This window comes from Polyangiaceae bacterium, from assembly GCA_015075635.1.
Lineage (GTDB): Bacteria > Myxococcota_A > Polyangia > Polyangiales > Polyangiaceae > JADJKB01.
This window is the reverse complement of the sequence record JABTUA010000003.1, coordinates 15,042-40,425: the sequence shown is the minus strand read 5'-3', so window position 1 is coordinate 40,425 and position 25,384 is coordinate 15,042. Positions and strand designations below refer to the sequence as shown.

Annotated in this window: 24 protein-coding genes and 1 pseudogene; 15 read left to right on the top strand and 10 right to left on the bottom strand. The window is 70.8% G+C overall.

Features of this window, described 5'->3' with window-relative positions; all coding sequences use genetic code 11:
* Positions 1–123: 123 nt before the first annotated feature.
* Complete coding sequence (locus HS104_30740; GenBank protein MBE7484334.1) at positions 124–1,833, top strand: ATP-binding protein; 1,710 nt, start codon at positions 124–126, stop codon at positions 1,831–1,833.
* Entirely contained in the window at positions 1,830–7,451 is a 5,622-nt protein-coding gene (locus tag HS104_30735; GenBank protein MBE7484333.1) for a hypothetical protein, read from the top strand. The genes HS104_30740 and HS104_30735 overlap by 4 nt, the downstream gene beginning before the upstream one ends.
* A 52-nt stretch (positions 7,452–7,503) precedes the next feature.
* Here HS104_30735 and HS104_30730 read toward each other — a convergent pair whose 3' ends face one another.
* The 8 genes from HS104_30730 to HS104_30695 all read right to left on the bottom strand — a co-directional run bounded on the left by HS104_30730 (position 7,504) and on the right by HS104_30695 (position 13,106).
* Entirely contained in the window at positions 7,504–8,373 is an 870-nt protein-coding gene (locus tag HS104_30730) for a hypothetical protein (protein ID MBE7484332.1), read from the bottom strand.
* A 67-nt stretch (positions 8,374–8,440) separates the two neighbouring features.
* Entirely contained in the window at positions 8,441–9,472 is a 1,032-nt protein-coding gene (locus HS104_30725) for a ketoacyl-ACP synthase III (protein MBE7484331.1), read from the bottom strand.
* Positions 9,473–9,538: 66 nt separating this feature from the next.
* Positions 9,539–10,348, bottom strand: a complete 810-nt coding sequence (locus tag HS104_30720; GenBank protein ID MBE7484330.1) for an MBL fold metallo-hydrolase — start codon at positions 10,346–10,348, stop codon at positions 9,539–9,541.
* 50 nt (positions 10,349–10,398) lie between these two features.
* Positions 10,399–11,133 carry a hypothetical protein gene (locus HS104_30715; GenBank protein ID MBE7484329.1) on the bottom strand — a complete coding sequence of 245 codons (735 nt, stop codon included), beginning with the start codon at positions 11,131–11,133 and terminating at the stop codon, positions 10,399–10,401.
* A gap of 15 nt (positions 11,134–11,148) precedes the next feature.
* Positions 11,149–11,754 (bottom strand): hypothetical protein, encoded by a 606-nt coding sequence (locus HS104_30710; GenBank protein ID MBE7484328.1) that lies wholly within the window; start codon positions 11,752–11,754, stop codon positions 11,149–11,151.
* 42 nt (positions 11,755–11,796) lie between these two features.
* Entirely contained in the window at positions 11,797–12,183 is a 387-nt protein-coding gene (locus HS104_30705; GenBank protein ID MBE7484327.1) for a thioredoxin family protein, read from the bottom strand.
* Between the two features lie 48 nt (positions 12,184–12,231).
* Positions 12,232–12,690, bottom strand: coding sequence for a YeeE/YedE family protein (locus tag HS104_30700; GenBank protein MBE7484326.1), 459 nt, complete (start codon positions 12,688–12,690; stop codon positions 12,232–12,234).
* Positions 12,687–13,106 (bottom strand): YeeE/YedE family protein, encoded by a 420-nt coding sequence (locus HS104_30695; protein ID MBE7484325.1) that lies wholly within the window; start codon positions 13,104–13,106, stop codon positions 12,687–12,689. The genes HS104_30700 and HS104_30695 overlap by 4 nt, the downstream gene beginning before the upstream one ends.
* 50 nt (positions 13,107–13,156) lie before the next feature.
* On the opposite strand from HS104_30695, the gene HS104_30690 reads away from it, so the two are divergent.
* The 5 genes and pseudogenes from HS104_30690 (at position 13,157) to HS104_30670 (ending at position 17,772) form a co-directional block, all read left to right on the top strand.
* Entirely contained in the window at positions 13,157–13,786 is a 630-nt protein-coding gene (locus tag HS104_30690; protein ID MBE7484324.1) for a J domain-containing protein, read from the top strand.
* A 777-nt stretch (positions 13,787–14,563) separates the two neighbouring features.
* A pseudogene (locus HS104_30685) lies at positions 14,564–14,860 on the top strand (helix-turn-helix transcriptional regulator).
* A gap of 368 nt (positions 14,861–15,228) precedes the next feature.
* Positions 15,229–16,284, top strand: coding sequence for a hypothetical protein (locus tag HS104_30680; protein ID MBE7484323.1), 1,056 nt, complete (start codon positions 15,229–15,231; stop codon positions 16,282–16,284).
* A gap of 50 nt (positions 16,285–16,334) precedes the next feature.
* Complete coding sequence (locus tag HS104_30675) at positions 16,335–16,523, top strand: hypothetical protein (GenBank protein ID MBE7484322.1); 189 nt, start codon at positions 16,335–16,337, stop codon at positions 16,521–16,523.
* Between the two features lie 154 nt (positions 16,524–16,677).
* Positions 16,678–17,772 (top strand): alpha/beta hydrolase family protein, encoded by a 1,095-nt coding sequence (locus HS104_30670; protein ID MBE7484321.1) that lies wholly within the window; start codon positions 16,678–16,680, stop codon positions 17,770–17,772.
* A 1-nt stretch (position 17,773) separates the two neighbouring features.
* Here HS104_30670 and HS104_30665 read toward each other — a convergent pair whose 3' ends face one another.
* Complete coding sequence (locus tag HS104_30665; GenBank protein ID MBE7484320.1) at positions 17,774–18,247, bottom strand: hypothetical protein; 474 nt, start codon at positions 18,245–18,247, stop codon at positions 17,774–17,776.
* A gap of 73 nt (positions 18,248–18,320) precedes the next feature.
* On the opposite strand from HS104_30665, the gene HS104_30660 reads away from it, so the two are divergent.
* From HS104_30660 to HS104_30650, 3 genes are all read left to right on the top strand, one after another.
* Positions 18,321–18,806, top strand: a complete 486-nt coding sequence (locus tag HS104_30660; protein ID MBE7484319.1) for a hypothetical protein — start codon at positions 18,321–18,323, stop codon at positions 18,804–18,806.
* Positions 18,807–18,904: 98 nt separating this feature from the next.
* Positions 18,905–19,162, top strand: coding sequence for a hypothetical protein (locus tag HS104_30655; protein MBE7484318.1), 258 nt, complete (start codon positions 18,905–18,907; stop codon positions 19,160–19,162).
* Positions 19,163–19,229: 67 nt separating this feature from the next.
* Entirely contained in the window at positions 19,230–20,129 is a 900-nt protein-coding gene (locus tag HS104_30650) for a hypothetical protein (GenBank protein MBE7484317.1), read from the top strand.
* Between the two features lie 6 nt (positions 20,130–20,135).
* Here HS104_30650 and HS104_30645 read toward each other — a convergent pair whose 3' ends face one another.
* The gene (locus HS104_30645) at positions 20,136–21,137 is read right to left on the bottom strand and encodes a ketoacyl-ACP synthase III (protein MBE7484316.1); all 1,002 of its coding nucleotides are present in this window, start codon (positions 21,135–21,137) and stop codon (positions 20,136–20,138) included.
* A 28-nt stretch (positions 21,138–21,165) separates the two neighbouring features.
* Between HS104_30645 and def the strand changes: the two genes are divergently transcribed.
* From def to HS104_30620, 5 genes are all read left to right on the top strand, one after another.
* Complete coding sequence (def, locus tag HS104_30640) at positions 21,166–21,750, top strand: peptide deformylase (GenBank protein MBE7484315.1); 585 nt, start codon at positions 21,166–21,168, stop codon at positions 21,748–21,750.
* Positions 21,751–21,835: 85 nt separating this feature from the next.
* Complete coding sequence (locus tag HS104_30635) at positions 21,836–23,488, top strand: protein kinase (GenBank protein MBE7484314.1); 1,653 nt, start codon at positions 21,836–21,838, stop codon at positions 23,486–23,488.
* Between the two features lie 237 nt (positions 23,489–23,725).
* Positions 23,726–24,466 carry a hypothetical protein gene (locus tag HS104_30630; GenBank protein MBE7484313.1) on the top strand — a complete coding sequence of 247 codons (741 nt, stop codon included), beginning with the start codon at positions 23,726–23,728 and terminating at the stop codon, positions 24,464–24,466.
* A gap of 117 nt (positions 24,467–24,583) precedes the next feature.
* Positions 24,584–24,967, top strand: a complete 384-nt coding sequence (locus tag HS104_30625) for a nucleotidyltransferase domain-containing protein (protein ID MBE7484312.1) — start codon at positions 24,584–24,586, stop codon at positions 24,965–24,967.
* Between the two features lie 11 nt (positions 24,968–24,978).
* Positions 24,979–25,380, top strand: a complete 402-nt coding sequence (locus HS104_30620; GenBank protein ID MBE7484311.1) for a DUF86 domain-containing protein — start codon at positions 24,979–24,981, stop codon at positions 25,378–25,380.
* Positions 25,381–25,384 lie beyond the last annotated feature (4 nt).

Genomic DNA, 25,384 nt, shown 5'->3' with positions numbered 1-25,384 from the left:
ATCTGGCAGTGCCGGGACGGCAACGCCGGACGCGGCGGGGAGCTTACACAGGCCGGCAAGGCCGGACCATGCCGGGCCAGCTCGGTGTTCCATCGCGGCACAAACCGCTCTACGAAAAGGCCCGTGAGCCCCTATCGCGCCCGCAAGGACCGGCCCGCGCCGCGCGACGGGGACAAGCCGGGGCTGGTCTCGGAGATGGTGCGGCAGTTCGCCGACCCCTACGCGTTCCTGCGCGAGCTCGTGCAGAACAGCATGGACGCCGGCACCACGCGCATCGAGGTGGACCTGATCCGCAGCGCGGACGGCGACACGCGCACGCGGGTCACCGACAGCGGGTCTGGCATGACGCCGGAGATCATCGAGAGCGCCCTGCTCACGCTGTTCTCGTCCTCGAAGGAGGGCGACGGCTCGATGATCGGGAAATACGGCGTCGGCTTCATCTCGGTCTTGGCCATCGACCCGGACGCGGTGATCGTGGATACCTGGCGCGACGGCGGCGCCTGGCGAGCCACCATCCAGCGCGACCACTCCTACGTCGTCGAGGAGATCCCGCCGCGACCGCTCTCGGGTACCAGCGTGACCCTGACGCAGACCATGGAGTCGAGCGCATTCGACGAGCACGCGGGCCAAGTGCGCGCGAGCCTCCTGCGCTGGTGCCGGCACGCCCGGGTGCCCATCTGGCTCTCGGTGACGGACTACGCGAACCCGCAGGGGTCGTCGCGCACCCAGCTCGACACGCCGCTCCAGGTCCACGCCGCGGTGAGTGTCAGCGAGGTAGACGGGGAGGACAGCATCGTGCTCGGGCCCGGCGTGGGCGCCGAGCACTTGCCGCCGGAACCACACGCGCTGGCATACGAGCACGCCACTTCGTTCACGGGCTTCTACAATCGCGGCCTGACGCTGTTCGAGACCAGCGCCGAGGAGTTTCCCGGACTCGGGGGCCTTCGGGTCAAGATCTCGAGCTCGAAGCTGAAGCACACGCTGTCCCGCGACAACGTGCGCCGCGAGCAGGCCTTCGACGATCTGCTCGAGCGCGCTCGGGAGCTGGCACGAAGAAGCCTGCCCGGCGCGGTGGAAGAGGCGCTGAGAGCGCAGGCGGAGGCAGTCGCGGCCGGCGACAGCCCGAAGCTCTACCTGGCGCTGCTCGCGGCGGCGGGCAGCGACGCCGCCCCGCTCGGTGCGAGCCGAACGTGGTTCCCGCTAGCGAGCCCGATCGCCGACCAGCGGGCGATGTCGGCGAAAGACATCGCCGCGCGCACGCCCTGGCGCGCTCCCATCTTGACGGTGGCCGAGCCCGACGCGCTCGGCGCGGCGTTCGCCGCCACGGGGCGTCCGGTCGTGCTCTGTCCGCACGCCGACGTGGTGCGGCGCCTGGCCGCGCTGCGCGGCGGCGGCGGGCGCCGCGTCGAGCCCGCCTACGAGCGCCACATGCTGGTCGCCGAGCTCGCGCCCGGCGAGCTCTCCGCCACGGATTTGGCCCTGCTCGAGGAGGTCCGGCGCTGCATCGGCGTCAGCGGCACGGTGGTCGAACGCGTGACGCTCGCGCGAGCCTACGGCGCGGCTCCTCACGACCTGGTGCTCGCCCGCGCGCCCACCCACGGCATCGTCTCGGTGGAAGCAGCCACGCGCGCCACCCAGCGCTGGGGCCGCGGGGCGGTGCTCCTGCTCGACTGCCGCACCGAGCCCGTGAGAGTCGCGCGTGATCGAGCCAAGCGCCGGCTCCGCGCCACGGCACAGCTGCTCGCGCGGATGCTGCTCCTGGCGCGCCGCGGCCCGCTCGAGGCGCGGGTCAACGACGCCCTGGCCAAGGACTACGCCGGAGGTATGGGGTGAGCGGCCGGCGGGTCGTGCTGCGCGGCTCGATCCGCGTGGACGCACGCCGCGCCCGCGCCAAGCTCCGCGAGCACTTGCTCGTGGATCTGCATGGCTACTCGCTCGAGCTCGCACGCGCCGCCATCGCGCTGGGCGCCGGCGCGATGAACGTGAGCTGGGACGCGGACGAGGTGGCGTTCGCGTTCGACGGCCCGGCCTTGCCCGGCGAGCGGCTCGCGCGCTTGCTCGACTTTGCGCTGAGCGACGCCGAGGACGAGCGCGCGGCGCCGCTGCGCTCGCTGGCCTTGGGGGTGAACGCCGCGCTCGGCCTGGGCGCCGAAGCGGTCACCGTGACCAGCACGGACGACGCCGCTGCGTGCGCCGTGCGCTTCACCCCCGAGCTGTTCGCCGACGAGAGCGACAAGCCCCTCGGGCTCCAGGCGAAGAGTTGCAGTCCGCCCAGGGACGCGTTCACCCGCGGCACTCACGTCCACGTCAAGAAGCGCCTGGGGCTCGACGTGCTCAAGCGCGCAGTGTCGAGCAGCGTGCCGGTCGAGGTCGCGCTCTTGATCGAGCACACCGCCGAGTCGCCGCTGGCGCTCTCGTGTGGTGGCAGTCCCGCGCCGCGCAAACCGGAGCCCCCGCTCCTCGCTCGCGTGCCCTTCACCTTGCCGCTCGCGCGACGCGCGGCCGTGGAGCTCCGCGCGCCCGGCGCGCCGTGCCGCATCGACGTGATGGAGCGCGGCGTACGCCTCTTGACCCTGAGCTGGACGCCCCTGCTCGGCCTGGGCGCCACCGAAGGGCTGGCCGCGCCGGTGCGCGTGGTCGTCGATGCCGACGAGCTGCCGACCAACGCATCTCGCTCGGCGCTGCGCGAAGACTCGCCCCTGGCGCGCGAGCTCCTGCCGGCCGCCGAGGCCGCCTTTCGCAAGCTCCTCGCCGGGTTGGTGGCGCGCGCCCAGAGGGAAGCGCTGCCCGAGGGGGTGGAGGCCCCGGCGCTCACCGAGCAAGCCTGGCGCACCTCGCTCGGCACTCTGGTGTGCTTGGCGACGGCAGCGCTCCGCGCCAGGCACCAGCTCGACCCCGAGGTGCGCGCGCTGTTCGACCTGCCGCTGTTCGACTCTCCGGGCGGCGGGCGCGTCTCGGTCGGGCGGGTGCTCTCGAGCCGTCCGGTGCGGGTCTGGAGGAGCAAGGAGGACCTGCCCGAGGAGCTCGCGCCCTGGCTCTCCGACGTGGTGTGGCTCCGCGGATACTTCGTGGAGCGAATGCTCGACGACATGGACGTCGAGGACGCCGCGCGCCTGGTGAAGCGCGCGCGGGAAGGCGCGGCACGCCGCCAGCGCTTCTTGGCGCACGCGCCGGGAGAGCCCCGGGTGCCGCCGGTGGCTGCCGAGCTCCTCCGGCAGAGTTTCTCGACCGCTTCGGGGACCACCCAGGGTTTGCACGGGGAGGTGGTGCTGCTCGCCCCGCTGCCGGCGGGCGCGACCCGCCCGTCCTTGCTCCGGGTCTTCGTCGAAGAGCGCATGCTCGAGGCGATCCCCGTCGAGCCGAGCTTCTGTCCGTTGGCGTTCGACGCGGCCATCGCCTGGCCGAGCGCGCTGCGGCCGCGCTTCGACTACGACGGCGTGGAGCGCGACGCGCGACTGAATCAGGCCTTGCACGCCGTGACGCTCGCGGCCATCGGCATCGCGGACCGCGCGGCGGAGCGGCTCGAGACGCTGCCCGCGCCCGAGCGAGCCGCCCTCGAGCTGGTGCTGCGCAACGCGGTCGCGGCCTACAGCGTCGTGCCGGCTCGCCTCGGTCAGAACGCCCCGCTCGCGAAGCGCTTCCAGCGGGACTTCGTCCGGCTGTATCGCGCGCCGATCTATCCCAGCGTCGCCGGCGATTACGTGAGCCTAGCGAGCCTGGCTGCCTACGCCGAGAAGACCAAGGCGCTGTGCGTGGCCTCGCGTCTCAGGGACGCGCCCGCTCGACCCGCCGCCGACGGACGCCCGGTGGTCATCGTCGGCGGCGTGGAGACGGAGGCCATCCTCGCGCTCTTGGACGGCAAGGTCGAGCGCATCCCCTACGACGACGCCGCGCTGCGAACGGACACGCCGGAAGGACGCCGCGCGGCGCTGATGCGCGCCGTCACCGACGAGCGTGTGCGCCAGGGGCTGAGCCCGCTCTCGGCGAAGCTCTGGTTCGAGCGCGAAGGTGCGCTCGTGGTCGTCGCGCCGGCCGTGTTCGCAGCGAGCATCGAGCATCATCGGAGCGTCGCTCTGTCATGCACCCCGCGCGACGACGGATTGAGCTCGCTGATCGTGGCCATGGACGATCCCGCGACCGTGCCGAACGCCGCCTGGAACGGCATCCACTACAAACCGAAGCGCCTCCCGTCCTGGTTCGAGCAGCGCTTCGTCGAGCGCCTGGTAGACGCGCTGGAGGGCGATCTGAAAGCGCAACGAGCCCTGGGTCTGGTGTCGCCGCTGGCCGGCGAAGATCTCGCGCTCGTCCTGTGCTTGCTCGGACGCGCGCTGAACCTACGCGCCCGCGTCGCCGGGCGTGCAGGGAAGCCGGAGCGCCCCACCGACGCTCAGCAGCGCCAGCTGCTCGAGCGCATCGAGAAGCTGCCGATCTTGTGCTCGCTCGACGACAGAGGGGCGCCATGCGCGCGGTCCATCGCGTCGATTGCCGCGCGACACGGCGAGAGCGTGCCGTTGCTCGACGCCGCGCCGGGTTTCTCGACGGGCGACTGGCAGCCTCTGCTCGTACGCAGCGAGCGCGAGCGCGACCTCTTGACGCGGCTCTTCCCGCGGGCCGTGAGCGGCGCTCCGGAGCTGGGCCAGCGCCGCGAGCGCGCTCTCTCGGAGCTCCAGAAGCAGCAGCTCCTGGCGAGCCCGGCGCGCGAGATCCGCGATCTGGACACGCGCCACGCTTCTGGTGACCTGGTCCAGCACGTCCCGGCGCGGCCAGCGGCGGAGCTCCTCGGCGAGCTCGAGGTCGCGGTGGCGCTCCCGCCCGCAGGGCTGTCGCCCGGGGTCGGCTGGGTGAGCCTTTGCTTCGCGGGGCGACCGATCCACTTGCTCGGGCCGAGCCAGGTCGGGCTGCCGATCGTCGCGAACGTCAGCTCCACACGCGCTTCGGACTTCGTCGCCTTCTCGGCGCCCAGCGAAGCTGGGCTGGGACGCGTGGGCAGCATGTTGCGCGAGGCGTCCTTCGATCTCTTGCAGGCGCTCGCTCGGCAGGGCCTGCTGCTCTCGGACGGCAGGGCGCTCGCCCTGTGTCTGGCGCTGCACGATCTGGGCGCCGGCGAGCTCGTGCGCCTGCTCTTCCAGGGACCGCACTTGCGTTTCCCGACGGTCCAGGGCGGTAGCGCCGCCCTCGGCGAGCTCGCGGCGAACGGCCTCCGCCTCCTGTTCGGCTCCGAACGCTACCCGGAGTGGCTGGCCTCGGCGGAGCGTCCGTCGGAGCTCGACCAGCCGGTGGCGTTCCTCCCGCCTGGCGATCTCGGCGCGCAGCTCACCGCGCTGCTCGGCCGCCACGGCTACGAGCTCGCCGACGTGAGCCAAGCGCTCGCCGCCCTCCAACGCCAGAGGGGCGGCGGAGCCGCGGCTGCACCGAAGCTCGACGGCGTGCCGGTCCACCCGGCGCTGCGCGCGCCTCTCGGGGAGCTCGGCGTGACGTCCGGCGATGGCGAGCTCGAGCTCACGCGCGGGCCGAGCAGCAGCGTGAGCGTGCTCTTGCTCGACGGCCGCAGCGAGAGCTTCGAAGTGGACCTGTCGTGTCCGCTCCGGGCGGTGGCGCGGGTCGATGCCATCGAGCTCCGAGCGGTGCGGGCACGTCTGACGCAGGAGCTCGAGGCCGCGGCCCGGCGACTCTTGGTGCGAGCGGCCGCCGCGCTCGACTCGCTGCCGCCCTTCGTGCGTCACGCCACGCGACGCGCGCTCTGCCTGCACCCGGAGCTCCGCGACGAGAACTCGCTCGCCGCCGCGGCCGTGTTCGAGGACACCGGCGGCTACTGGCACAGCCTGGGCGGGCTGGTGGCGGAGGCGCGCTGGCTCTACACCACCCTCGAGCCGCCGTTTCCACCGGCGAAGCGCCCGACGCTGCTGCTCTCGGAGCAGGAGGCCGCCGCTCTGCGCGGCGGAGTCGAGCTGGTCAAGGTGGACTGGCGGATCGAGCGGACGCGGGAGGCGGAGCGCCGGCGCACGGCTCCGCAGCTGTCGTCCGTGATGCTCACCGCCGAGCAACGCACCGCCTGCTTCGTCACGGCGCCGGTGCGGACCGAGGGCGTGAGCGGCGAGGTCGGCGTGCTCTCGCCAGCCCGAGCCGACGCGCGCGGCGGCACGCTCTTCGTGGAGCGCCGTCCGCTCTGCAAGCTGGCCGACGGCGAGGGCTGGCCGCTCGTGATGGCGCTGAACGACGACTCCGTCGTGCCGGATCGCTTCTTCGAGGGCCCGGCGGATCGCGACGTGCTGCCGCCCCTGGCCCGGCTCGCGCGCGACGTCGCGCGTCTGGCGCTGGAGCGTACCTTCGCTCCGAGCGCCGCGCTCGCGGCCCGCTGGCTCGAGGACGAGCCCGCCGGGGGCTTCCGCGTCACCGGCTGCCTCTGGCTCGGGACGACGTTCCCAAAGGCGCCGAAGGTGCGCGTGTACATGGGCGAACGCGCCGCCCCGATGGTTCGCGCGCTCGAGGCCCGGCTCGACGCCGCCCACCTGGGCACGGCCCTACCGCTGGAGGGAGACCTGCTCGTGCGCTGGGAGGGCGGCGCTCCGGAAGGCAAGAACGCCATCGCCCTGGACATCGCGACCACACTCTCCAACCTGGAGACGCTCTCGGAGACCTGGGATTCGTTGAACGAGTTCGGTGTCCGCGTCGCCGCCGACCTCGTCCGCGACGCGCGCTCGCGAGGCGTGGAGACGCCGACCCTGGACGAGCACGCGCTGTCGCTTCGCCTGTTGGGGCTCGACGTACCCGCTCCGGCGCTCGTGGCCGCGGATGGATCCCCGCTCGAGGTCGCCAGCGTCCTCGCGGAGCTCGCGCGAGCCGGTGCGCTCTGGACCAGCGACGGGCGTGGCTTCTCGGAGGGTGCCTTCCCCGCCGGGATGCCCCGCTTCTTCCTGCCGGAGGGCTCCGCGCTGGTCCGGGTGCTCGCCGCGCGCGCGCCGACTGGCGTCCTTCGCTCGCTGGGCGAGGTGACCGGCGCGCGAAACCTCGCACCGCCGGAGCCCATCGAGGCGCCTCGGGACCTCGCGCCCCCGGACCTCGAGGCGATCAGCGAAGGGCCGTCCTGGTGGGAGCGCTTCACCAAGGCGCTGACCAGGAGCCTGACCGGTGCGGCTCCAGTGGAGTCCAGCGCGCCGGAGCATCGCGCGCTGCTCGCGCTGGTGCTCGGCCTCGGGCTGACCGGGGGCCCGGTCGAGAGCGTGGCGACCACCCGCAGCAAGCGCGCGCTGCGCTACGACGAAGACGGCAAGCGGCTGCTCTTGAGCCCGAACACCGCGCCCGCCAGTCAGCTGCTCCGCGCGGGCAGCCAAGACTCGGGTGCGCTCGCGGTGCTGGCCGCTCACGCCGTGTGCGAGGTGAACCGCGCGCTGGTCGAGGTCACCGACGGCGAAGAGGCGCGGGCCCTCCTGGCGCTGCTCAAGGAGCTGTGACCGCGGTTTCGCCCTTCGCGACCGCGCTCGAGCCGCGTCGGGTCTGCCCGACTCAGGGCACGCCGCAGTACTTGTAACCCGGCGGTGAGGACAAGGTCTTGCACACGTAGCCCGACGGGCACTGGCCCGAGGCGCCGCAGATCACCCGGTAGCCGCTGCTGTACTGGCAGGCCGAGGCCGCCTCACAAGTCATGCTGCTGAGGTAGTTGTTCGCGACCTTGCCGCAGCACACCTGACCCGGGCAGTCCTCCGGACCGTCGCAGTTCGAGGTCGCGATCCCCGAGCACGCCTGCGACTGGGGCTGGCAAGCGGAGCTCCAGCTCCCGCTCCCGTACTTGTGGCAGCAGCGCTCGCCCGAGCCGAGCTCGCACTGATCGGCGCCGCAGGCCACTTGACCCGACGCGCAAGCATCCTTGTAACCGGGACAGCAGTCGTTCTGCGCCACGCACTGCGCGTCGCAGTAGCAATTGCCGGTCGGGCCCGGCTGCGGGCTCGAGCTGCCGCAGTGCCCCACGCAGAGGCCCGGCGCGCCGCCACCACCCGGCGCTCCACCACCACTCGGCGCTCCACCACCACTCGGCGCTCCACCGCCACTCGGCGCTCCACCGCCGCTCGGCGCTCCACCACCACTCGGCGCTCCACCAGACGGGGCACCGCCGCTCGGGGCACCGCCGCTCGGAGCGCCGCCACCACCGGGCGCTCCACCACCGCTCGGCGCTCCGCCAGACGGCGCTCCACCAGACGGGGCGCCGCCGCTCGGAGCGCCACCGCCGGCTTCGCCACCCGTCGCGCCGCCGCTGCCACCGGCGCCGCTACCACCTTGCCCGTAGCTGCTACCGCCCTTGAGCCCCTGATCGCTGGCGCTGCCACACGCGCTCAGCACTCCGAGCCCAGCCGTGAGGAACAACGTCCGGAAGCGCATGATGAGCGGATGTTAGCTCACCTGCTCGAAGGCGGCGACCCCCCGCGGCCCACCGGGTGCCTGACGCTCACCAGTCGGCGATCACGGCGCCCCAGGTGTACCCCGAGCCGAACGCCACCATCGCGATCTTCATGCCGCGCCGGAGCCTTCCGCTCTGCTCCGCCTCGGCGAGCAAGATGGGGATCGTCGCGGCGGTGGTGTTGCCGTAGCGCTGGATGTTCGAGACCAGCTTCTCCTCGCCCAGGCCGATCTCCTTCGCGATGTACTGGTTGATGCGCAGGTTCGCCTGGTGGAAGAAGAACAGGTCGATGTCGTCTCGGGTCAGGCCCTGATCCGCGCAGGCCTGCATCAGCACGCCGATCATGCGCTCGACGGCGTTGCGGAACACCTGCTTACCGTCCATCTGCGCCCAGATGTCCTCCGGCGGGACCTGTCCCACGCCGTTCTCGTCGAGCTTGATGAAGGGACGCTTCTTGATGTCCCACACCCGCTGCGCCAGGACGTCCGCGCCACGCCCGTCGGCGCCCAGGTACGTGCCGCGAATGCCGCGGTCCTCGTCGGTGGCGCTGACGACCACCGCGCCCGCGCCGTCGCCGAACAGCGAGGCCACCGTGCGGCCCCGCGCCGAGAGGTCCAGCGCCGCCGAATGCGTCTCGGCGCCGACCACCAGCACGTGCTTGGCCGTGCCCGCGCGCACCATCGAGGAGGCGACCGTCAGCGAGTAGACGAAGCCCGAGCATTGGTTTCGCACGTCGAGCGCCGGGACGAACTTCGCGTCGTCCCCGTCGCACAGGCCGAGCTTCTGCTGCAGGTACACGCCCGACCCCGGGAAGGCGTGGTCCGGAGAGAGCGTCGCGAACACGATCATGTCCAGGTCGCGCGGGGTCAGACCGGCCCGCTCGATGGCCTGACGCGCCGCCGGCACCGCCAGGTCGCTGGTGCCGACGCCTTCCTCCGCGAAGCGGCGCTCTTCGATGCCCGTGCGCTGCACGATCCACTCGTGAGTCGTGTCGATGCCGTACTCTTTCGCCAGCGCGTCGTTCGACACGACCTTGGGCGGAACGTAGAAGCCGGTCCCCGAGATGTAGGCGTTGGGCATGAAGGCGCGCTTTACCCCTGGCTCGCCCGGCGTCAACCGACGCGCGTCATCCGCGGGTTTTGCGGCTCAGAGCTCGGCGCCCCAGAGGCTCTCCTGCGCTGCCTCGGCGACGTAGCGCCCGTCCCGCCAGAGGACCGCGGCACACGCCAGCCGCGGATCGTGGGTGAAGAACAGGCTCCCGCCTCGCTCGGCCAGGCTGGAGAGGATGCGCTCCTTCTCGTCGATCAAGAGCTCGGGGTAGCGGTCGTAGCCCATGGTGATCGGCAGGTGGACCCAGGCCGCGCCCGGCACCAGATCGCCGGCGTAGAGCAGCGGGCCGGAGGAGCAGGCGATCTCACCGAGCATCAGCCCGGGGGTGTGGCCGTCGGAGAAGTGGAAGCGGTAGTCGTCGCCGAGCTGCGCCGAGCGTTCGCCGTCGACCAGCTCGAGGCGGCCGCTCGCCTCGAGCAGCGCCGGGAGCTCGGGGATGAACGAGGCCCGATCGCGCGCGTGCGGCCGTTTCGCGCGCTCGAACGCGGCGCGCCCCACGACGAAGCGCGCTTTCGGAAACAAGAGCTCCGGCGGCCTGCCCTCCTGAAAGGACGCGAGCAGCCCCCCGGCGTGATCGAAGTGCAGGTGGGAGAGCACGACCACGTCCACCTCGGAGTGGGGCGTACCCGCCCGCTCGAGCTCGACGAGGAGCACGTGCTCGGCCTGCTCCACGCCGTACCGCTCCCGCAGCTTGGGCGGGAAGAAAGCGCCTATCCCCGCCTCGAAGAGCACGCTCCTACCGGAGTCCTCCCGCAGCAGCAGCGCGCGGCACGCGAGCGGGATGCGGTTCTTGTCGTCCGGGGCGATCCAGCGCTCCCACACCGCACGCGGCGCGTTGCCGAACATCGCGCCGCCGTCCAGGCGCTGGGTGTTGCCGGCGATGCTCCAGAGCTTCTTCAGCACTCGCAGCCCGGGGTCTTGCAGGTGAGCTTCACGGTCAAGGTGTAGCTGCCGCTGTCCTCGGCGCCCACGCCGTCGACGACCAGGTGGTACCAGCCCTCTTGAGTGACGTTGAGGCTCTTGTTGTAGTTGCCGGCACCGGGCGCGTAGCAGAAGTTCGCGTTACTGCAGCTCGTGTCGGAGCAGCTCGTGCCGGCGTAGATCTTGAACGTGCGATCCCAGCTCGGCGCTGACGCGCACTTGGCGCCCTGCGTGAGCGTTGCGGCGAAGCTCTCGCCGGCCCGCATGAAGATCCGGTAGGTGTGGTCGCGGCCGGCGTCCGTGCAGCCCGAGCCGAAACCCGTGCTCTGGTTCGTCGCGTTGCAGGTGGTGTCGGTCTTGACGTAGCCCAGGGAGCTGCCCGCGCTCGCTCGACCGATGACCCGCGCTTGCGCGCACCCCGACCCGCTGGACGCGCCGTCCTGGCAGCCCTGGATCGCGCAGCCGGTTCCGCCGCCGGTCCCGGCGCCGCTGGCTCCGCCGGCCCCGCCCGTGGCGCCGCCGCTGCCGCCGCCGGTGCTGGTTCCGCCGCCGCTCTGCCCGCCGGCGCCCCCGCTGGGCCAGCCGCCGGCCCCGGCAGCGCCGCCCTGCGCAGCGCCCGCGAGGCCGCCCCCGCCGCCTGGCGACGGATCGCCGACGCCCTCGCCCGTCGCACACCCGAGCAGAGCGAGCATGAGCCAGGACCAACGCATCGCGGGCATTCTACGCTACTTCGGCTTCACGGAGTCGAGCAGCTCCAAGAACTGCTTCCGGGCCCCGGCCACCGTCGCCTTGGGGCCAACCAGCTTGAAGAAGTGACTCCCGGTGGGCGTCTCCACGATGGCGCCGATGAGGGCGAAGTCCGGCTTGGCGGTGGTGGGACCGCCCGGCATGCCGCTCTTGTAGGTGCCGCTCGGGATCTCCACCAGCCGCTGCGCGAGGCCGTTGGCCTTGCGCTCGCTCTTCTCGACCTTCGCCGGGTCGATCCCCTCGAACTGCTCGATCCAGCGCTGCACGTTCTTCTCCACGGCGCCGCCCTTGTCGGGTCCGAAGTAGAACACGCCGAGATCGCCGGGCTCCTTGTCGGAGCCGGCCGCTGGGATCTCGTAGCTCGCGTTACGCATCGGCGAGGTCGGCGGGACCTTCTTCCAGCCCGCGGGGTCTGCCCAGGTGACCCCTATCTCCTTGGCGTTGCCGTGCGTCAGCGACGTCGGAATCGGGCTCGGGGCGCTGGCGGCGAGCGGAGCGCTCGCGCTCGGCGGAGCCCCGCCAGGTGCCGCCGGCTTGTCGCAGGCGAGCAGGCACAACGAAAGTCCAATCGCGTTCACCCTCATGCGCGCGCATCCTGATGAAGGCGCGGGCGCATGGCAAGGGCGTCAGTGCCGCTGCTCGGCGGCGTGCTCGCGGTGGTGCTCGGCGATGCGGCGCTTGACCTCCCCCATGTCCAGCGCGCGGACCTTGTCCACCAGCGCGCCCAGGCTCATGGCGTTCATCATCCCAGGCTGCTCGAAGATCAGGATGCCGTCGCGGAACACCATCAGCGTCGGGATCGAGCGGATGCCGAAGCCACCGGCCAGCTGCTGCTCGGCGTCGGTGTCGATCTTGCCCCAGACGATGTCGGGGTGCTGCGCCGCGACGCGCTCGTAGATGGGGGCGAATGCTCGGCAGGGGCCGCACCAGGAAGCCCACCAGTCGATGAAGACGATGCCGTTCTTTTCGACCGTGTTCTCGAAGTTGGCGGAGGTGAGCTCGGTGGTGTGCATGTTTTCGTGTCTCCCAGTCGATGGGAGCCAAGCGGTGGTCGGGAGGATTCACGCCGAACGGGCGCCGAGGGATGCCGGGGATTGTCGTGGCTCGCGCCGCGTCCGCGCGGAGAGGCGGAAGAGCGCCACTCCGGCCAGCATCCCGCCCGCGACCACCAACACCGGGAGCGACCCGCTTCCGACGGACACCAGGGCGGGCCCCGGGCAGTAGCCGGCGAGGCCCCAACCCACGCCGAACAGGGCGGCTCCGAGCACCAGGCGCCCGTCCACGCGCTCTCGACCAGGAGGCTCGAACGCCGCTGCCGCAAGGGGCCGGGAGAGCCGCTTGGCGAAGCGCAACGCGACGAGGTGGACGCCGATGGCTCCGAGCATCACGAAGGCCAGGCTCGGATCCCAGGCCCCGGTGAAATCGAGGAAGCCGGTGACCTTCTCCGGCCGCGTCATGCCCGAGAGCGCCAGCCCGAGCGCGAAGAGCAGCCCGGAAAAGAGCGGGATCAGCGCCTTCATCCTCCGCCTCCGTGTCGCATCAGCCAGACGACCAGCGCGGCGGTCGCGAAGAAGGTCAGCGTAGCGACGAAGGAGCGTTTCGAGAGCCGGGAGAGCCCGCACACGCCGTGACCGCTGGTACAGCCCCCACCGAGCCGAGCGCCGAAGCCGACCAGCGCGCCGGCAGCCGCGAGGAGCGGCAGCGGCGCCTGCGAAGGCGACAGCGCCTCGGGTCGCCAGAGGCTGACACCCAGGCCGCCCGCCACCAGACCCAGCAGAAACAGCAGCCGCCAGTCCCGCTCGGGCGAGCGCGTGAGCGCGCCGGCCAGGATGCCGGAGACGCCGGCGACCTTGCCGGACCCGAGCCACAGGAGCGAGGCCGCGGCGCCGATGAGCAGCCCGCCGATCAACGCCGGCGCAGGGGTGAAGTCGGTCATTTTCCGCTAGAACCTCAATCTACATAATTCCGGTCGGGAATATCGCAATCATGGCTCCGGTCGGGGCGCCGCGCAAGGTCCGGAACTTCGGCACGCTCGGGCTGTCAGCCCCCTTCATCTGCCGGGAGGTGCGCATGCGGTTCGATCGGGCGCTCGTGAACGTCGACTTGTACGCGGTCCTGAAGGTCCCCCGCCACGCCACCCCTGAGCAGATTCGCAGAGCCCATCGCCGGCTCGCGTCCATCAGTCACCCCGACCTGAACCCGCACGACATGAGCCGCGCCGAGCGCCGCATGGCGCAGATCAACGTCGCGGCCGGCGTGTTGATGGACCCGGCCCGCCGGGCCGCCTACGACCGCATGCGCGCCGACCGTGACGACGATCGCCAGCCCGAGGGACGCGGTGTTCCGCACGCGCCGCCCATCGACGTCTCGAGCGTGCGCCTCGATCCGCGCGACCTCGAGTGGATCGATCGCCTGCGCTCCTGGCCGTCTCGGCTCAGCGCCCAGTTCGATCAGTGGACGGAGAGCTGGTCGCCCGAGTTCCGGATGATGTTCCTGTTCGCCTCTGTCGCGCTGGCCCTCGGCTTGATCCGCTCCGCTAGGCCCACGTCGCTGCCGTCTCCATTCGAAGAGGCGCGGCCGGCCGCCACGGCCGCCGCCAAGACGTCGCCGACCTGACGTCCTTCGTCGCGCAGGCGCTTCCACAGCAGCATGTGCCCGAGCATCGCGAAGGGCACCAGGATGGTCGGCAGGCCGATGAACGGTGCGTCGGCGATCCAGACGTTGACCGGATGGTCGACGAACACCCGCAGCGGCGTCGGCATGCTGAGCACCGCGATGGTCAGCACGTTGGCCAAGAGCAAGATACCCAGCACGTTGAACGCCCAGGCAGCGCGCCGGCCGAGCACGCCGCGCTCGAGCCCGATCGCTACGACGACGGCCGCTAGCCCCGTGACCACGTCGAAGTTCCAACCGGTGTAGGTCATCTGCGGCGGCGTGAGCCCGTCGAGGGCGCCGCGGTGGAGCAGCAGCTCCACGAGGATCCGGAACGACTGGAACCCCACCAGGAGCCAGAGCGGGAGGTGGCGCGCCAGATCGGCGCCGGCGCGCGAGCGCGCGAAGACGACGGTCAGCGCGAAGCCCGCCATGAACAGCAGGAAGGGCCGCGGCGGCAGCGTGCCGAAGGCGGTCAGCCCAGCGGCGGCCAGCCCCACGCCGAGCAGCCAGAAGCCGCCCACCGCGAGCCCGATGCCGAGCAAACGCCGCGAGCGCTCGGCCGGCTGGAGCCCCGCCCGCTTGGAGACCGCCGCCACGGCGACCAGGAGGAGCGCGATCATCAGCGGAGGAAAGACCCAGAAACCCAGGGACAGAGCCAGCGAGGGGGACGCCATGAAGAGAGTATACTTTACTTTTTATTAGTTGCAACTATCTTAAGATAAAGTTAGGAAGAGACTCGTGAAGCGCAGCTACCAGCAGTTCTGCGGGGTCGCCCGGGCGCTCGACCTGGTGGGCGAGCGCTGGACTCTGCTGATCGCCCGGGACCTGTTGCTCGGCCCGCGCCGCTACGCCGACCTGCTCGAAGGGCTGCCCGGCATCACCACGAACCTGCTCGCCCTGAGGCTGAAGGAGCTGGCGGACAACGGCATCGTGCAGAAGCGCGCGCTCGGCCGGGGTGCCTTCGCCTACGAGCTGACCGAGCTCGGGCGCGAGCTCGAGCCGGTGCTGATGGCCCTGGGGCGCTTCGGCTTTCGCTTCATGGCTGCGCCCAAAAAGGGCGACAAGCTCGATGTCGGCTGGGCGCTGCTCTCCAGCAAGCGCCGCTACACCGGCAAGGCGGAGGTCACGCTCGAGCTCGGCTTCGGCGAGCGCCGCTTCCAGGTGCGGGCCAAGCGCGACTACGTGGACGTCCGCGAGGCGACGCCCTGGGAAGCCGAGGCGACGGTCGACACCGTCCCTGAGGTGTTCCGAGCCCTGCTCTACGGCGGTGCCTCCGCGGAGGCGATGGAGCAGAACGGAAAGCTGCGCGTTGCCGGCTCTCGGGACGCCTGGCGGCGCTATCAGCGAGCGTTCGGCATCGCCAGCTGAATGCAGCTCGCGCCGCCAGCACCGGACGCGCACCCATGACGCTGCGTTTCGTGCCCATCGTGCTGCTCTTGGTGTCGAACGCCGCCTGCTCGAGCTCCGGTTCGTCGGGCGCTGGCTCCGGCGGCGCGGGCAGCGCCGGCTTGGGCGGCACTTCGAGCGGCGGCGGCGGTCAGAGCGGCGGCAGCTCGGGCGGCAGCGCCGGTTCGAGCGGCAGCGGCGGCAGCGCGGGCAGCGGCGGCACCGCCAGCTGCACGCCGAGCGGAGGCAGCGCCACCCTCGACGTGTACTGCGACGGCGTCACGCTGGCCGTCCTGGAGACGAGCGGCAAGCCTGCGGGCTTACGCGTCGCGGGCCGCTTGGTGGCGAGCGACGGCACCTGCCTGAAGCCCGAGAGCATCGAGCTCGTGCGTCCGGACAAGAGCGTCGCGCAGACGCTCACGGCCAGCGGAGATGCGCTCACCTCTTGGGACAACGTGCACTGGGCGAGCGCCGACGCGGCAGCCGAGATCAGCGCGCGCTGCAAGGACGAGCTCGACCGCATCGAGCCCTACGGCATCATCGTGAAGGGACTTTCCGACGGCGGGAAGTTCGAAGCCAAGTGCGGCACCGGGGTCGAGATGGGCAGCTCTTGGCCGCCGCGGGTGATGCTGACCTGTCACAGCGGGCTCACCCGTCCGCCGGCCTTCGGCAACGCCATGGTTCAGCCGATGGGACCCGTCACCGGCACCACACTCTACGGTCAGTTCCCGCACGAACCGGGCCCCGGCGTGACCTCGGTTGATCCGAGCATCCGCATCGTGCCGTTCGCGTCGCCCTTCGGCGGCGGCACGCCCGTCGCGCCGTTCGACACCACGGGTTGGACGGTGAATCTGAGTGAGTCGAGCATCCCGGTCACCGGCGAGCTCTCAACCAGCTTGAACGCCTTCAGCGACAAGGACCCGCTGGGCGAGGCCTGCCCGCTCCCGGCGCCGATGGACGCCGCGCTCCCGACGCCGCCCCCGTTCTTCTTCGCTCGCCTCACCGGTCAGGGGCCTCTGGGCGCCTTCAGCGGCGAGCTGGTGGTGTCGATGTGCACGCGCGCCACCAAGTAGTTGACGCCCGTCACTGGCGCCCGCCGAAGGGCGTGGCAGATTTCTCGGCGATGTTGCGCTGGCTCTCCACCTGGGCCCTCGCTGCGGCCTGCCTCGTCGTCTTCGCGCCTCCGGTTGCTGACGCGGCCCAGAACGCGGCGGAGGCCGCCGACGTCTACACCTGCCCGATGCACCCGGAAGTCACCGACACCAAGCCCAGCCGCTGCCCGAAGTGCAAGATGAAGCTGGTGCCGAAGTAGGCCCGCGTGCCCCGCCTGCGCTAAGCTAGTCGCTCATTTGACCGTCGTATCGCGCATCGTGCACGAGGACGGGGGACCCAAGCCGTCGGACGACGACCGCCCGTGGTGGGAGTCGCTGTCGGCGGACTTCCACCGGTCGCGCGAGCGTTTCGAGATGACGCGCGGCGAGCGCGCCAAGGTCACCGCGACGGCGGCCAGCGACGTGGTGCTGCGCACGCTGGGCGCGTCGCTCGTGGCCACGCTGGCCATCCCCGTCGGCTACCACCCGCGGGCGCTCTCCCGCGCGCTCGGCGACCGCGAGCTGTACGGCTCCATGGCCAGAGGCAGGAACCCGGATCGCTTTTTCCTGACGCCGCCTCGCGGGGTGAAGCTCGAGCGCCGGCGCGCCCGCCTGCCGCTGTTCCGCCCCAAGGACGGCGTGTGCGAAGACGTGCGCTTCCAGAGCCCGTTCGTGCCGGTGAACCCCCACGAGCGACGCGCCTACCTGCACCACGGCAAGAACCGCGTGGCCCATGCTCGCCACTGGCGCCACGGCGACGAGCCCCGGCCGACGGTCATCGCCGTGCACGGCTTCTCGGCGGACCTCTACCACTTGAACGAGTGGTTCTTCTCCATCCCGTGGCTCTACCGAGAGGGCTACGACGTGATGCTGGTGACCCTACCGTTCCACGGCAAGCGCCAGACCCGGCTCTCGCCTTTCTCGGGCCACGGCTTCTTCGCCGGCGGCGTGAGCCGCATCAACGAGGCGATGGCGCAGGCGATCTTCGATCTTCGCATCTTCATGGACCACCTGGAGCACGATCTCGGCGTGCCGCGCATGGGCGTGACGGGAGTGAGCCTGGGCGGCTTCACCTCCGCGCTCTTGGCCAGCGTCGAGCCGCGCCTGGCATTCGCCATCCCCAACGTGCCGGTGACCAGCATCGCGGATCTGGTGCTGGAGTGGGAGCCCATCGCCAGCGTGCTCAAGGCGGCCCTGGCTGCCACCGGCAAGGACGTGCGCGACGCGCGGCAGATGCTCTCGGTCAGCTGCCCGCTCTCCTATCCGCCGCGCATCCCACGCGAGCGGCTGATGATCATCGGCGGCGTGGGCGACCGGCTCGCGCCGCCCACGCACTCGCGCCTGCTCTGGGACCACTGGGGGCGCTGTCGAATCCACTGGTTCCCCGGCAGCCACCTCGTGCACCTGGACCGCGGCGACTACTTCCGTCAGATGCGGCGCTTCCTGCGCGAGATCGAGTTCAGCCGCTGACCTAGGGCTCCTTCTGCCGCGTGTACCGGATCTGCATCTTCGAGTCCGCGGCGCGCACGACCAGGACGTCGTCGGTCTTGGTGACGACGTGTCGCTCCAGGGTCGAACCGACGCTCTCGGCTTCGCAGCTGCTCTTGTCGATGTCGAAGTAGACGACCTTCTCGGCCACGCGCAGCTTGCCCCAGAGATCGCAGGTGGGGCGGTGCTGGTGCACGGGCAGGTGGATGTGGAAGCGGCCGTCGTCGCTGACGATCAGGCGCGTCTGGAGCTTGTCGTTCACGAGCCCCTCCCAGCTGCCGACGAAGTAGAGGTAAGGGTCGTCACGCTCGCCCATCGGCTCGGCCCGGGGAGGCGGCGCTTCGTCACCTCGCTCCGGAGCACGCTGGGGCGGGACCACGATCTCTCCGGCTGAGCCCTGGGCGGCGGGACCCGCGCAGGCCGCGGCGACGAGGGTGATCCAGGCCAGGCGACTCACCCGCCCATCCTGACCCCGGGCGCCCACGAAAAAAATCCCGACGCCCCTTGACCAGCGTGATACACGGTGATACATGTATCACGTCGTGACACAAAAACCCTCCGAGTCCCCGCCCCCGGAAGAAAACCCAGAGACCGTGGAGGCGGCCGATGACGGCGAGCCCAAGAAGGAACGCGTGCTGCACACGCGCATTCCCGCCGTGCTCGAAGGCGAGCTGAAGGCGGCGGCCCGCGCGCTTCGGGTTCCGGTCTCGAACCTGGTGCGCACCATCCTCGAGGACGCGGTCAGCATCGCCGACCGCGCCTCGGAGCGCGTGGAAGATCGGCTGAGCCGGGCCGCGAAGACGGTCCACGACGAGCGCGGGCGGCTGCGCTCGAAGGTCGAGAAGAAACCGAATCTGGACGACGTGGTGGCTTATCAACCCGTCGTCATGGCGAAGGCGAGCGACTGCGCCAAGTGCGGCGCCGCCCTCGCGGAGGGCGACAAAGCCGGGCTCGCCGTCGGCGAGCTGCCCGGTGTCCCGCGCTTCGTGTGCGCGTCCTGCATGCCCAGCGCCTGACTGAAGAAAATTTCCAACGTCCTGACGCGAGCGCAGTGCTCGCGCAGCCGGACGTGTGTCAAACGCGCCGCTTCGGCGCGCATCGGGAGAGGTCCATCATGAACATCGAGAACCAGAGCCACACCGCCGAAACCCGCTCCGACGCCGCCGAGATCGCCGGCGCCTTCCTGCGCGTGGGCGCGGCCTGGGCCCGCTACGGCCTGAGCATCGCGCGCGCTTCGGTCGAGACCAGCGCCCGCACCCTCGACGTCACGGCCGGCGCCCTGGGCACCTTGGCCAAGCGCTTCGAAGATCTCGAGCACGACGACGAGCGGGGCGACGTCGTGGAAACCACGGACCGCAAGCGCGGAAGCTGAAAGCCGCGGAGCTCGCGTCTGACGCCCTTGGGCTCTGGGCGTGGCCCGGGCTAAGCTCCGCCCCACCATGGGGATCAGGAAGAGCTCGGGACTCTGGGTGGCGCTTTGCTTGGGCTTCGTCGCCGGCTGCGGCGGCGGTGGTGCCGGAGGCTCCGGGCCCGGAGCCAAGGAGCCGGGCGAGACCACGGACGATCCGGCGGGTGAGCCCGCGCAGGCCAAGCCCGGCAAGGCGCCGGCCGCCGGCACCAAGGCGCTCGAGAAGCGCACCGCGCAGCTGACCTTCGATCTGACGCTCAAGAAGGGTGACGCCGCCGGCGGCATGCAGGCCGGCAGCTGGTCCCTGGAGGAGGAGCGCGCGCTGGAGGTGCTGGCGAGCGAGGGCAGCGCGGTGCAGAAGCTGAGGGTCGTCTTCGGCAAGCGCGAGTCGAAGCCGTTGCTCGGCGTGGAGCTCACGGCGGCGACGGCGGGTCACACCTACGAGCTCGAGTCGAAGGGGGGTGACGTGAACATCACCCGCGCCGACGGCAAAGAGCTCAGCGGAGCGGAGCGCGACGCGCTGATGGCGGAGTACGACTGGGTCGGCGGCCCGAGCCCGCTCGCCAAGTGGCTGGGCGCGGACGGCCTGGCCGAAGGCAAGAAGCTCGAAGGCGGCTCCGCGGAGACGCGCGCGCTGGTCGGCGTGCTCGCCGGCGTGGACTACGCGAGCTCCAAGGTCAGCGTCACCTCCAAGGGCAAGAGCGGAGACGTGCTGTCGCTCGACGCGACCGCGACGCTGACGCTCGTCGGCGGCAAGACGCGCTTCGAGCTGACGCTGAGCGGTCCGGCCAAGATCGACATGAAGACCGGCTGGGTGAGCGCGCTTTCCCTCAAGGGCACCGCCAAGGCCAGCGGCACGCTCGACCACAAGAAGGGCACGCTGGACGTCACCGGAACCGGCAAGGCCGAGCTGACCCGCAACGCGGAGTAGCCGCGCTCAGAACTTGAGCACCGCGCCGGCCCAGGTGAAGCCGGCGCCGAACGCCGCGAGCAACACCGTCTTGCCGGCGGCGAGACGCCCGTCCTTGATGGCCACGTCCAGCGCCATGGGGATCGTCGCGGCGGTGGTGTTGCCGTACTTCTCGATGTTGTGGACGACCTTCTCTTCGTCGATCTCCAGGCGCCACGCCACCAGCTGGTTGATGCGCTGGTTGGCCTGGTGAGGCACGAACAGGTCCACGTCCTGGATGCCGAGCCCGGCCTTGCCCAGCACCTCATGGGCGACCTCCGGCATCTTGTCCGTCGCCCAGCGGAACACCTGCTTGCCCTTCATCTTGGGGAAGTGCCGGCCCTCGTCGAGCATCTCCTTGGTGATGCGCGGGATGTACTTCGACGCCGGCGCTTCGAGCCACAAGTCCTGCGCGGCGGAGCCGTCGGCGTGAAGCGCGATGGAGAGCAGGCCAGTGTCTCCGTCCTTGGCCTTGCCGATCACGGCGGCGCCGGCGCCGTCGCCGAACAGCACGGCGACGTCCCGACCACGATCGCTGAAATCGAGGCCCGTGGAGTGGACCTCCGAGCCGACCAGCAGCACCTTCTCGTACATGCCAGCGCGGATCCAGGCATCCGCGATGCTGAGCCCGTAGATGAAGCCCGAGCACTGGTTGCGGATGTCGAGGGCCGGGACGCCCGGCAGCCCGAGCTTGTTTCCCAAGAGGCAGCCGGAACCCGGGAAGGTGTAGTCGGGCGAGAGCGTCGCGAAGATGATCGCGTCGATCTCTTCCTTCTTCACTCCCGCGTGCTCGAGCGCCCGCTCGCTGGCGGGGACCGCCAGGTCGGCTGCGCCGATGCCGTCCTCCTCGATGTAGCGGCGTTCCTTGATGCCCGAGCGCTGGAAGATCCACTCGTCGCTGGTGGTCATCAGCTTCGCCAGGTCGTCGTTGGTCACGACCTTGCTCGGAACGTGGCTACCAACGCCCAGGATCGCGGATCGGACTACCATCGCAAGCTGCGCTCGCTAACATGGCGCGATGGCGATTCGCAAGATTGCTCAGATGGGAGATCCCGTGCTCCGGCGGCGCGCGGAAGAGGTTCCACCAGCGGAGCTCGCGTCCGCTGCGATCCAGCGCCTGATCGACGACATGATCGAGACCATGCGCGACGCCGACGGCGCCGGAATCGCCGCTCCACAAGTGAACGAGTCGCTGCGCATCTCCGTGATCGAGGTGGTTCGAAACCCGCGTTACCCCGACTTCCCTGGCATCCCGTTCACCGTACTGGTTAATCCACTGATCGAGCCGTTGGTCGGCACCGCGCCGCTCGCCGAGCGCGACTCGATCGTGATGTACGAGGGCTGCTTGAGCGTGAACGGCATCCGCGGACGCGTGCGCCGCCCGCGCAAGGTGCGCGTGCGTGGGCTCGATCGCGAAGGCCACGCGCTCGATTTCACCTGGGAGGGCGTGCCGGCGGCGGTGGTGCAGCACGAGACCGACCACCTCGACGGCATCCTATTCGTGGACCGCGCCGACCCACGCTCGCTGACGTTCCTCCGGGAGTACGACCGCTACGTGCCTCGCGAGCTGCGCTTGGTGGACGGAGTCGAGCTCGTGGACTGATGGGCAAATTCGCGCGGGAACTCCCGCTTGCCTCGCTCCTCTCGAGGCCTGCTACGATGTTGGGCCTCGAGAGCCCCGCCCGACCATGCGACCCAATCCCGGTGACGTCATCGGCGGCAAGTTCCGCATCCTGCGCATGATCGGCGACGGCGGCATGGGCGCCGTGTACGAGGCCCGCCACGAGGTGCTGGGCACCAGCGTCGCGCTGAAGTTCCTGCACACCGAGCTGACGCGACGCCAGGGGCTGTCCACGCGCTTCCTGCAGGAGGCGCGGGTCTCCGCCAGCATCCAGAGCCCGCACGTCACCAAGGTCACGGACGTCGAGCAGACGCCGGACGGAACACCCTACCTGGTGATGGAGCTCTTGTCCGGCGAGTCCTTGCAGCAGCTCATCGATCGGCAGCGCAAGCTCCCGAAGGACCAGGCCATCGACTTCGCGCTCCAGATCCTCTCGGGGCTCGAGGCCGCCCACGCGCTCGGCGTCGTGCACCGCGATCTGAAGCCGGACAACGTGTTCATCACGCCGAGCACCGGGGGACCGGTGTGCAAGCTGCTCGACTTCGGCATCGCAAAGCTCAAGCAATCCGCCGAGAACAAAGGCCTGACCCGGCCCGGCGCGCTGATGGGCACGCCGGAGTACATGTCGCCGGAGCAGCTCTACTCCGCCGACCGCGTCGATCACCGGGCAGATCTCTACTCCATCGGCGTGATCCTGTTCGAGATGCTGGCGGGCGAGCGCCCTGCCATCGGCGAGGACGCCGCCGCCATCGTCGGCAACGTGATGGCCGGCAAGGTCAAGCGCCTGGACGAGCTCGACAAGTCGCTGCCTGCCGACCTCGTAGCGGTGGTGCACAAGAGCATCGAGCCGGACAAGGGCAGGCGTTTCCAGAGCGCCCTCGAGATGCGCGCGGCGCTCGCGACCTTCGCGGGCCAGCTCTCGCACGCCGGTAGGCTCGCGGCCACGCCGGTTCCCGCAGGCGTGTCGGGCTTTCCGCCGCCGGTCGAGACCACGCCGCAGAAGCCGCCGATCACCGCGGACGAGCCCGCGCTCCAGCCGGCGACGCCGGGCGTGGCGCCCACGTTGCCTCCCGAAGACGAGCCGGCAGGCGGCCACCCGGCGACCGTGGGCGACATGCCCGCGCAGCAGATCCCCATGGGCGGGACGCAGGAGGCCAGCAAGGACCTGATCGCGAACATCGCAGCGCACAACGCGGCGGCGCAGGCCGTCCCCGCCGCGACGGCGCACTCCTACGGGCAGAGCCCAGCGAGCCCCTCGCCCGCGCCGTTCCAACCGCAGCCGTACCCGCGCGCCACCTCCAAGAAGAGCGGCGGCGGCGTCGGGCTGATCCTGGCGCTCCTCGGCGGGCTTCTCGTGATCGGCGCCGTCACCGCCGGCATCTTGTGGGTGCGCCAGAACAAGGACGACTCCGGCAAGGATCCGCCGCTGAACCTCGGCGGCACGACTCCGGCCACGACGGTGACGGGGCAGGGCGGCACCGACACGCCGCCCCAGGTGCCGCAGAACCCGCCTCCGCAGACGGATCCCGGTCCCGGCCCCAAGCCGACCGCCACCGGAACTGCGAAGCCCAAGCCCAAGGACGGAGGCGCCGACGCCGGGGAAGACGCTGGACTCCCGATGCCGACCTGGCCGCTGCCGATGCCGAGCGGCCTTCCGCCGTTCCCGTCGGCGCTGCCGTTCCCGATCCCGGTCTGGCCTCCGCCCGCAAACAGTCAGTGAGCGCGCTGGATTGCCTGTTAGACTCGAGCAAACCCAGCTTCGCGCCGCGAAAATCTCGCTGCGGGCGGGTTTCTTCGAGGTCACCCGCGGAGCGCGACCCGCCGGAAAGTCGCGACTCGCGCCCGCACGAGGAGGCCTCCGCCGGCCTAGCCGGCAGTTTCCGTGGGTTCTCGCCACGCCTGACGATCGTAATCTGATCATGGCAAGACTCCCCAAGTCGAGGCTAGAACCCCCGCAGTGAGTCGCAAAGATCCCTCCGCCGACTACGTGCGCGAGTTCGTCGCGAGCATGTCGCGCGCCTACCGCAACACCCACGGGCAAGCCGAGATGGCAGAGCACGCGGGAACAGCCCTCCGCCGCGGGAACGCGGTCGCCAACGTCGAGCTGCTCGAGCACACGCACGGCGCACCGGGGGTCTTGTGCGTCGTCGCCGACGATCGGCCGGGACTGCTCGCGACCATCAGCGCCGCCTTCGTGCTGGCGAACCTCGACGTGGTGGACGCCACGGCGCACACCCGTAAAACCTCCGGCGGCCGCAAGGAAGCCGTGGACCTGTTCTGGGTACGCTACGCGGACCCGGCGAAGCGCGCGGCACGGATCGCTCAGAGCGACGTCGACGAGGTCCGACGCGTGCTCTTCGAGCTGCTCGAGGGCAAGCTCGACCGTGAGGTCGCCTCGCGGCGGACCGGACGCCCCGTCGCCAAGGCCAGCGAGACCACGGTGCGCTTCGTCGAGAACCCGGACGGCGATCTGGCGACGCTCGAGGTCGAGACGGACGATCGTTCCGGGTTGCTCCTCGCGCTGTCTCAGGCCCTCTTCGAGCAGAAGGTGCAGATCGTCGAGTCCGAGGTGAAGACCTCGGGGGCCCGTGTGCTCGACCGCTTCAAGATCGTCGAGCTGGACGGTCGGCCCATTCAACCGGGACGCCGCCTGGAGATCCAGGTCGCAGTGCTGTCGGCCGTGCAGCTGGGCGGCTGAGCGACGAACCCGGGCGCACGCTGGGCGCGCTGCGCGCCTTGGGCGTATACTCGGCGCATGGTGTCGCCGGCGACGTCCACTCTCGAGCCCGACGCGGTGGCTCTGCGGGACGACGTCATGGCCCGACTCCGCGCGTTCTTCGCGGCGAACGCCAGCGACCTCGCTGCCGTCTACCTGTTCGGGAGCGTCGCTCGCGCCGCTGCGCGGGCGGAGAGCGACGTCGATGTCGCCGTGATTCACCTTCGCCCAGCTCCTAGCCCGCTCGATCGGCTGGACACCGAGCTCGCCGGTCGGCTCGAGCGCTTGCTGGAACGTCCAGTCGAGGTCGTGGACCTCGAGGCGGTTCCGGCGGACTTGGCCCACCGCATCTTGACCGACGGAATCCTCGTGCTCGAGGCCGATCGTTCGAAACGCATCGCCGTGGAGACCCGGCAGCGAGCGCAGTACTTCGATCTCCAGCCGGTTTTGAACGAGTACCGCCGGCTACCGAGGGCGCCGTGACCGATGCCGAGCTGGTGGCGAAGAAGCTCGCGCAGGTCGAGACCTACGTTGCCGAGCTGAGGCGTCTGGCTCGTCCGGATTTGATCGCGACGGACTTGCGCGAGCGACGCTTCGTCGAGCACACGCTGCAGATCGCGATCCAGGCTGCTCTCGATGTCGCCTCGCACATCGTTTCGGACGAACGACTCGGCGAACCCCGGACCAACCAGGCCTTGTTCGACTTGCTCGCCACCGGAGGCTGGGTGCCCCCAGAGACCGCGCTGGCCATGCGCCGGGCGGTCGGGTTCCGAAATGTAGTCGTGCACGGCTACGCATCGGTCGACGTCGACGTCGTTCGGGACGTCGTCGAGCACCATTTGCAGGACTTGCTGGACTTCGCGGAGGCGATTCGCTTGCGGCTCTCGGCGCCCTGACGCC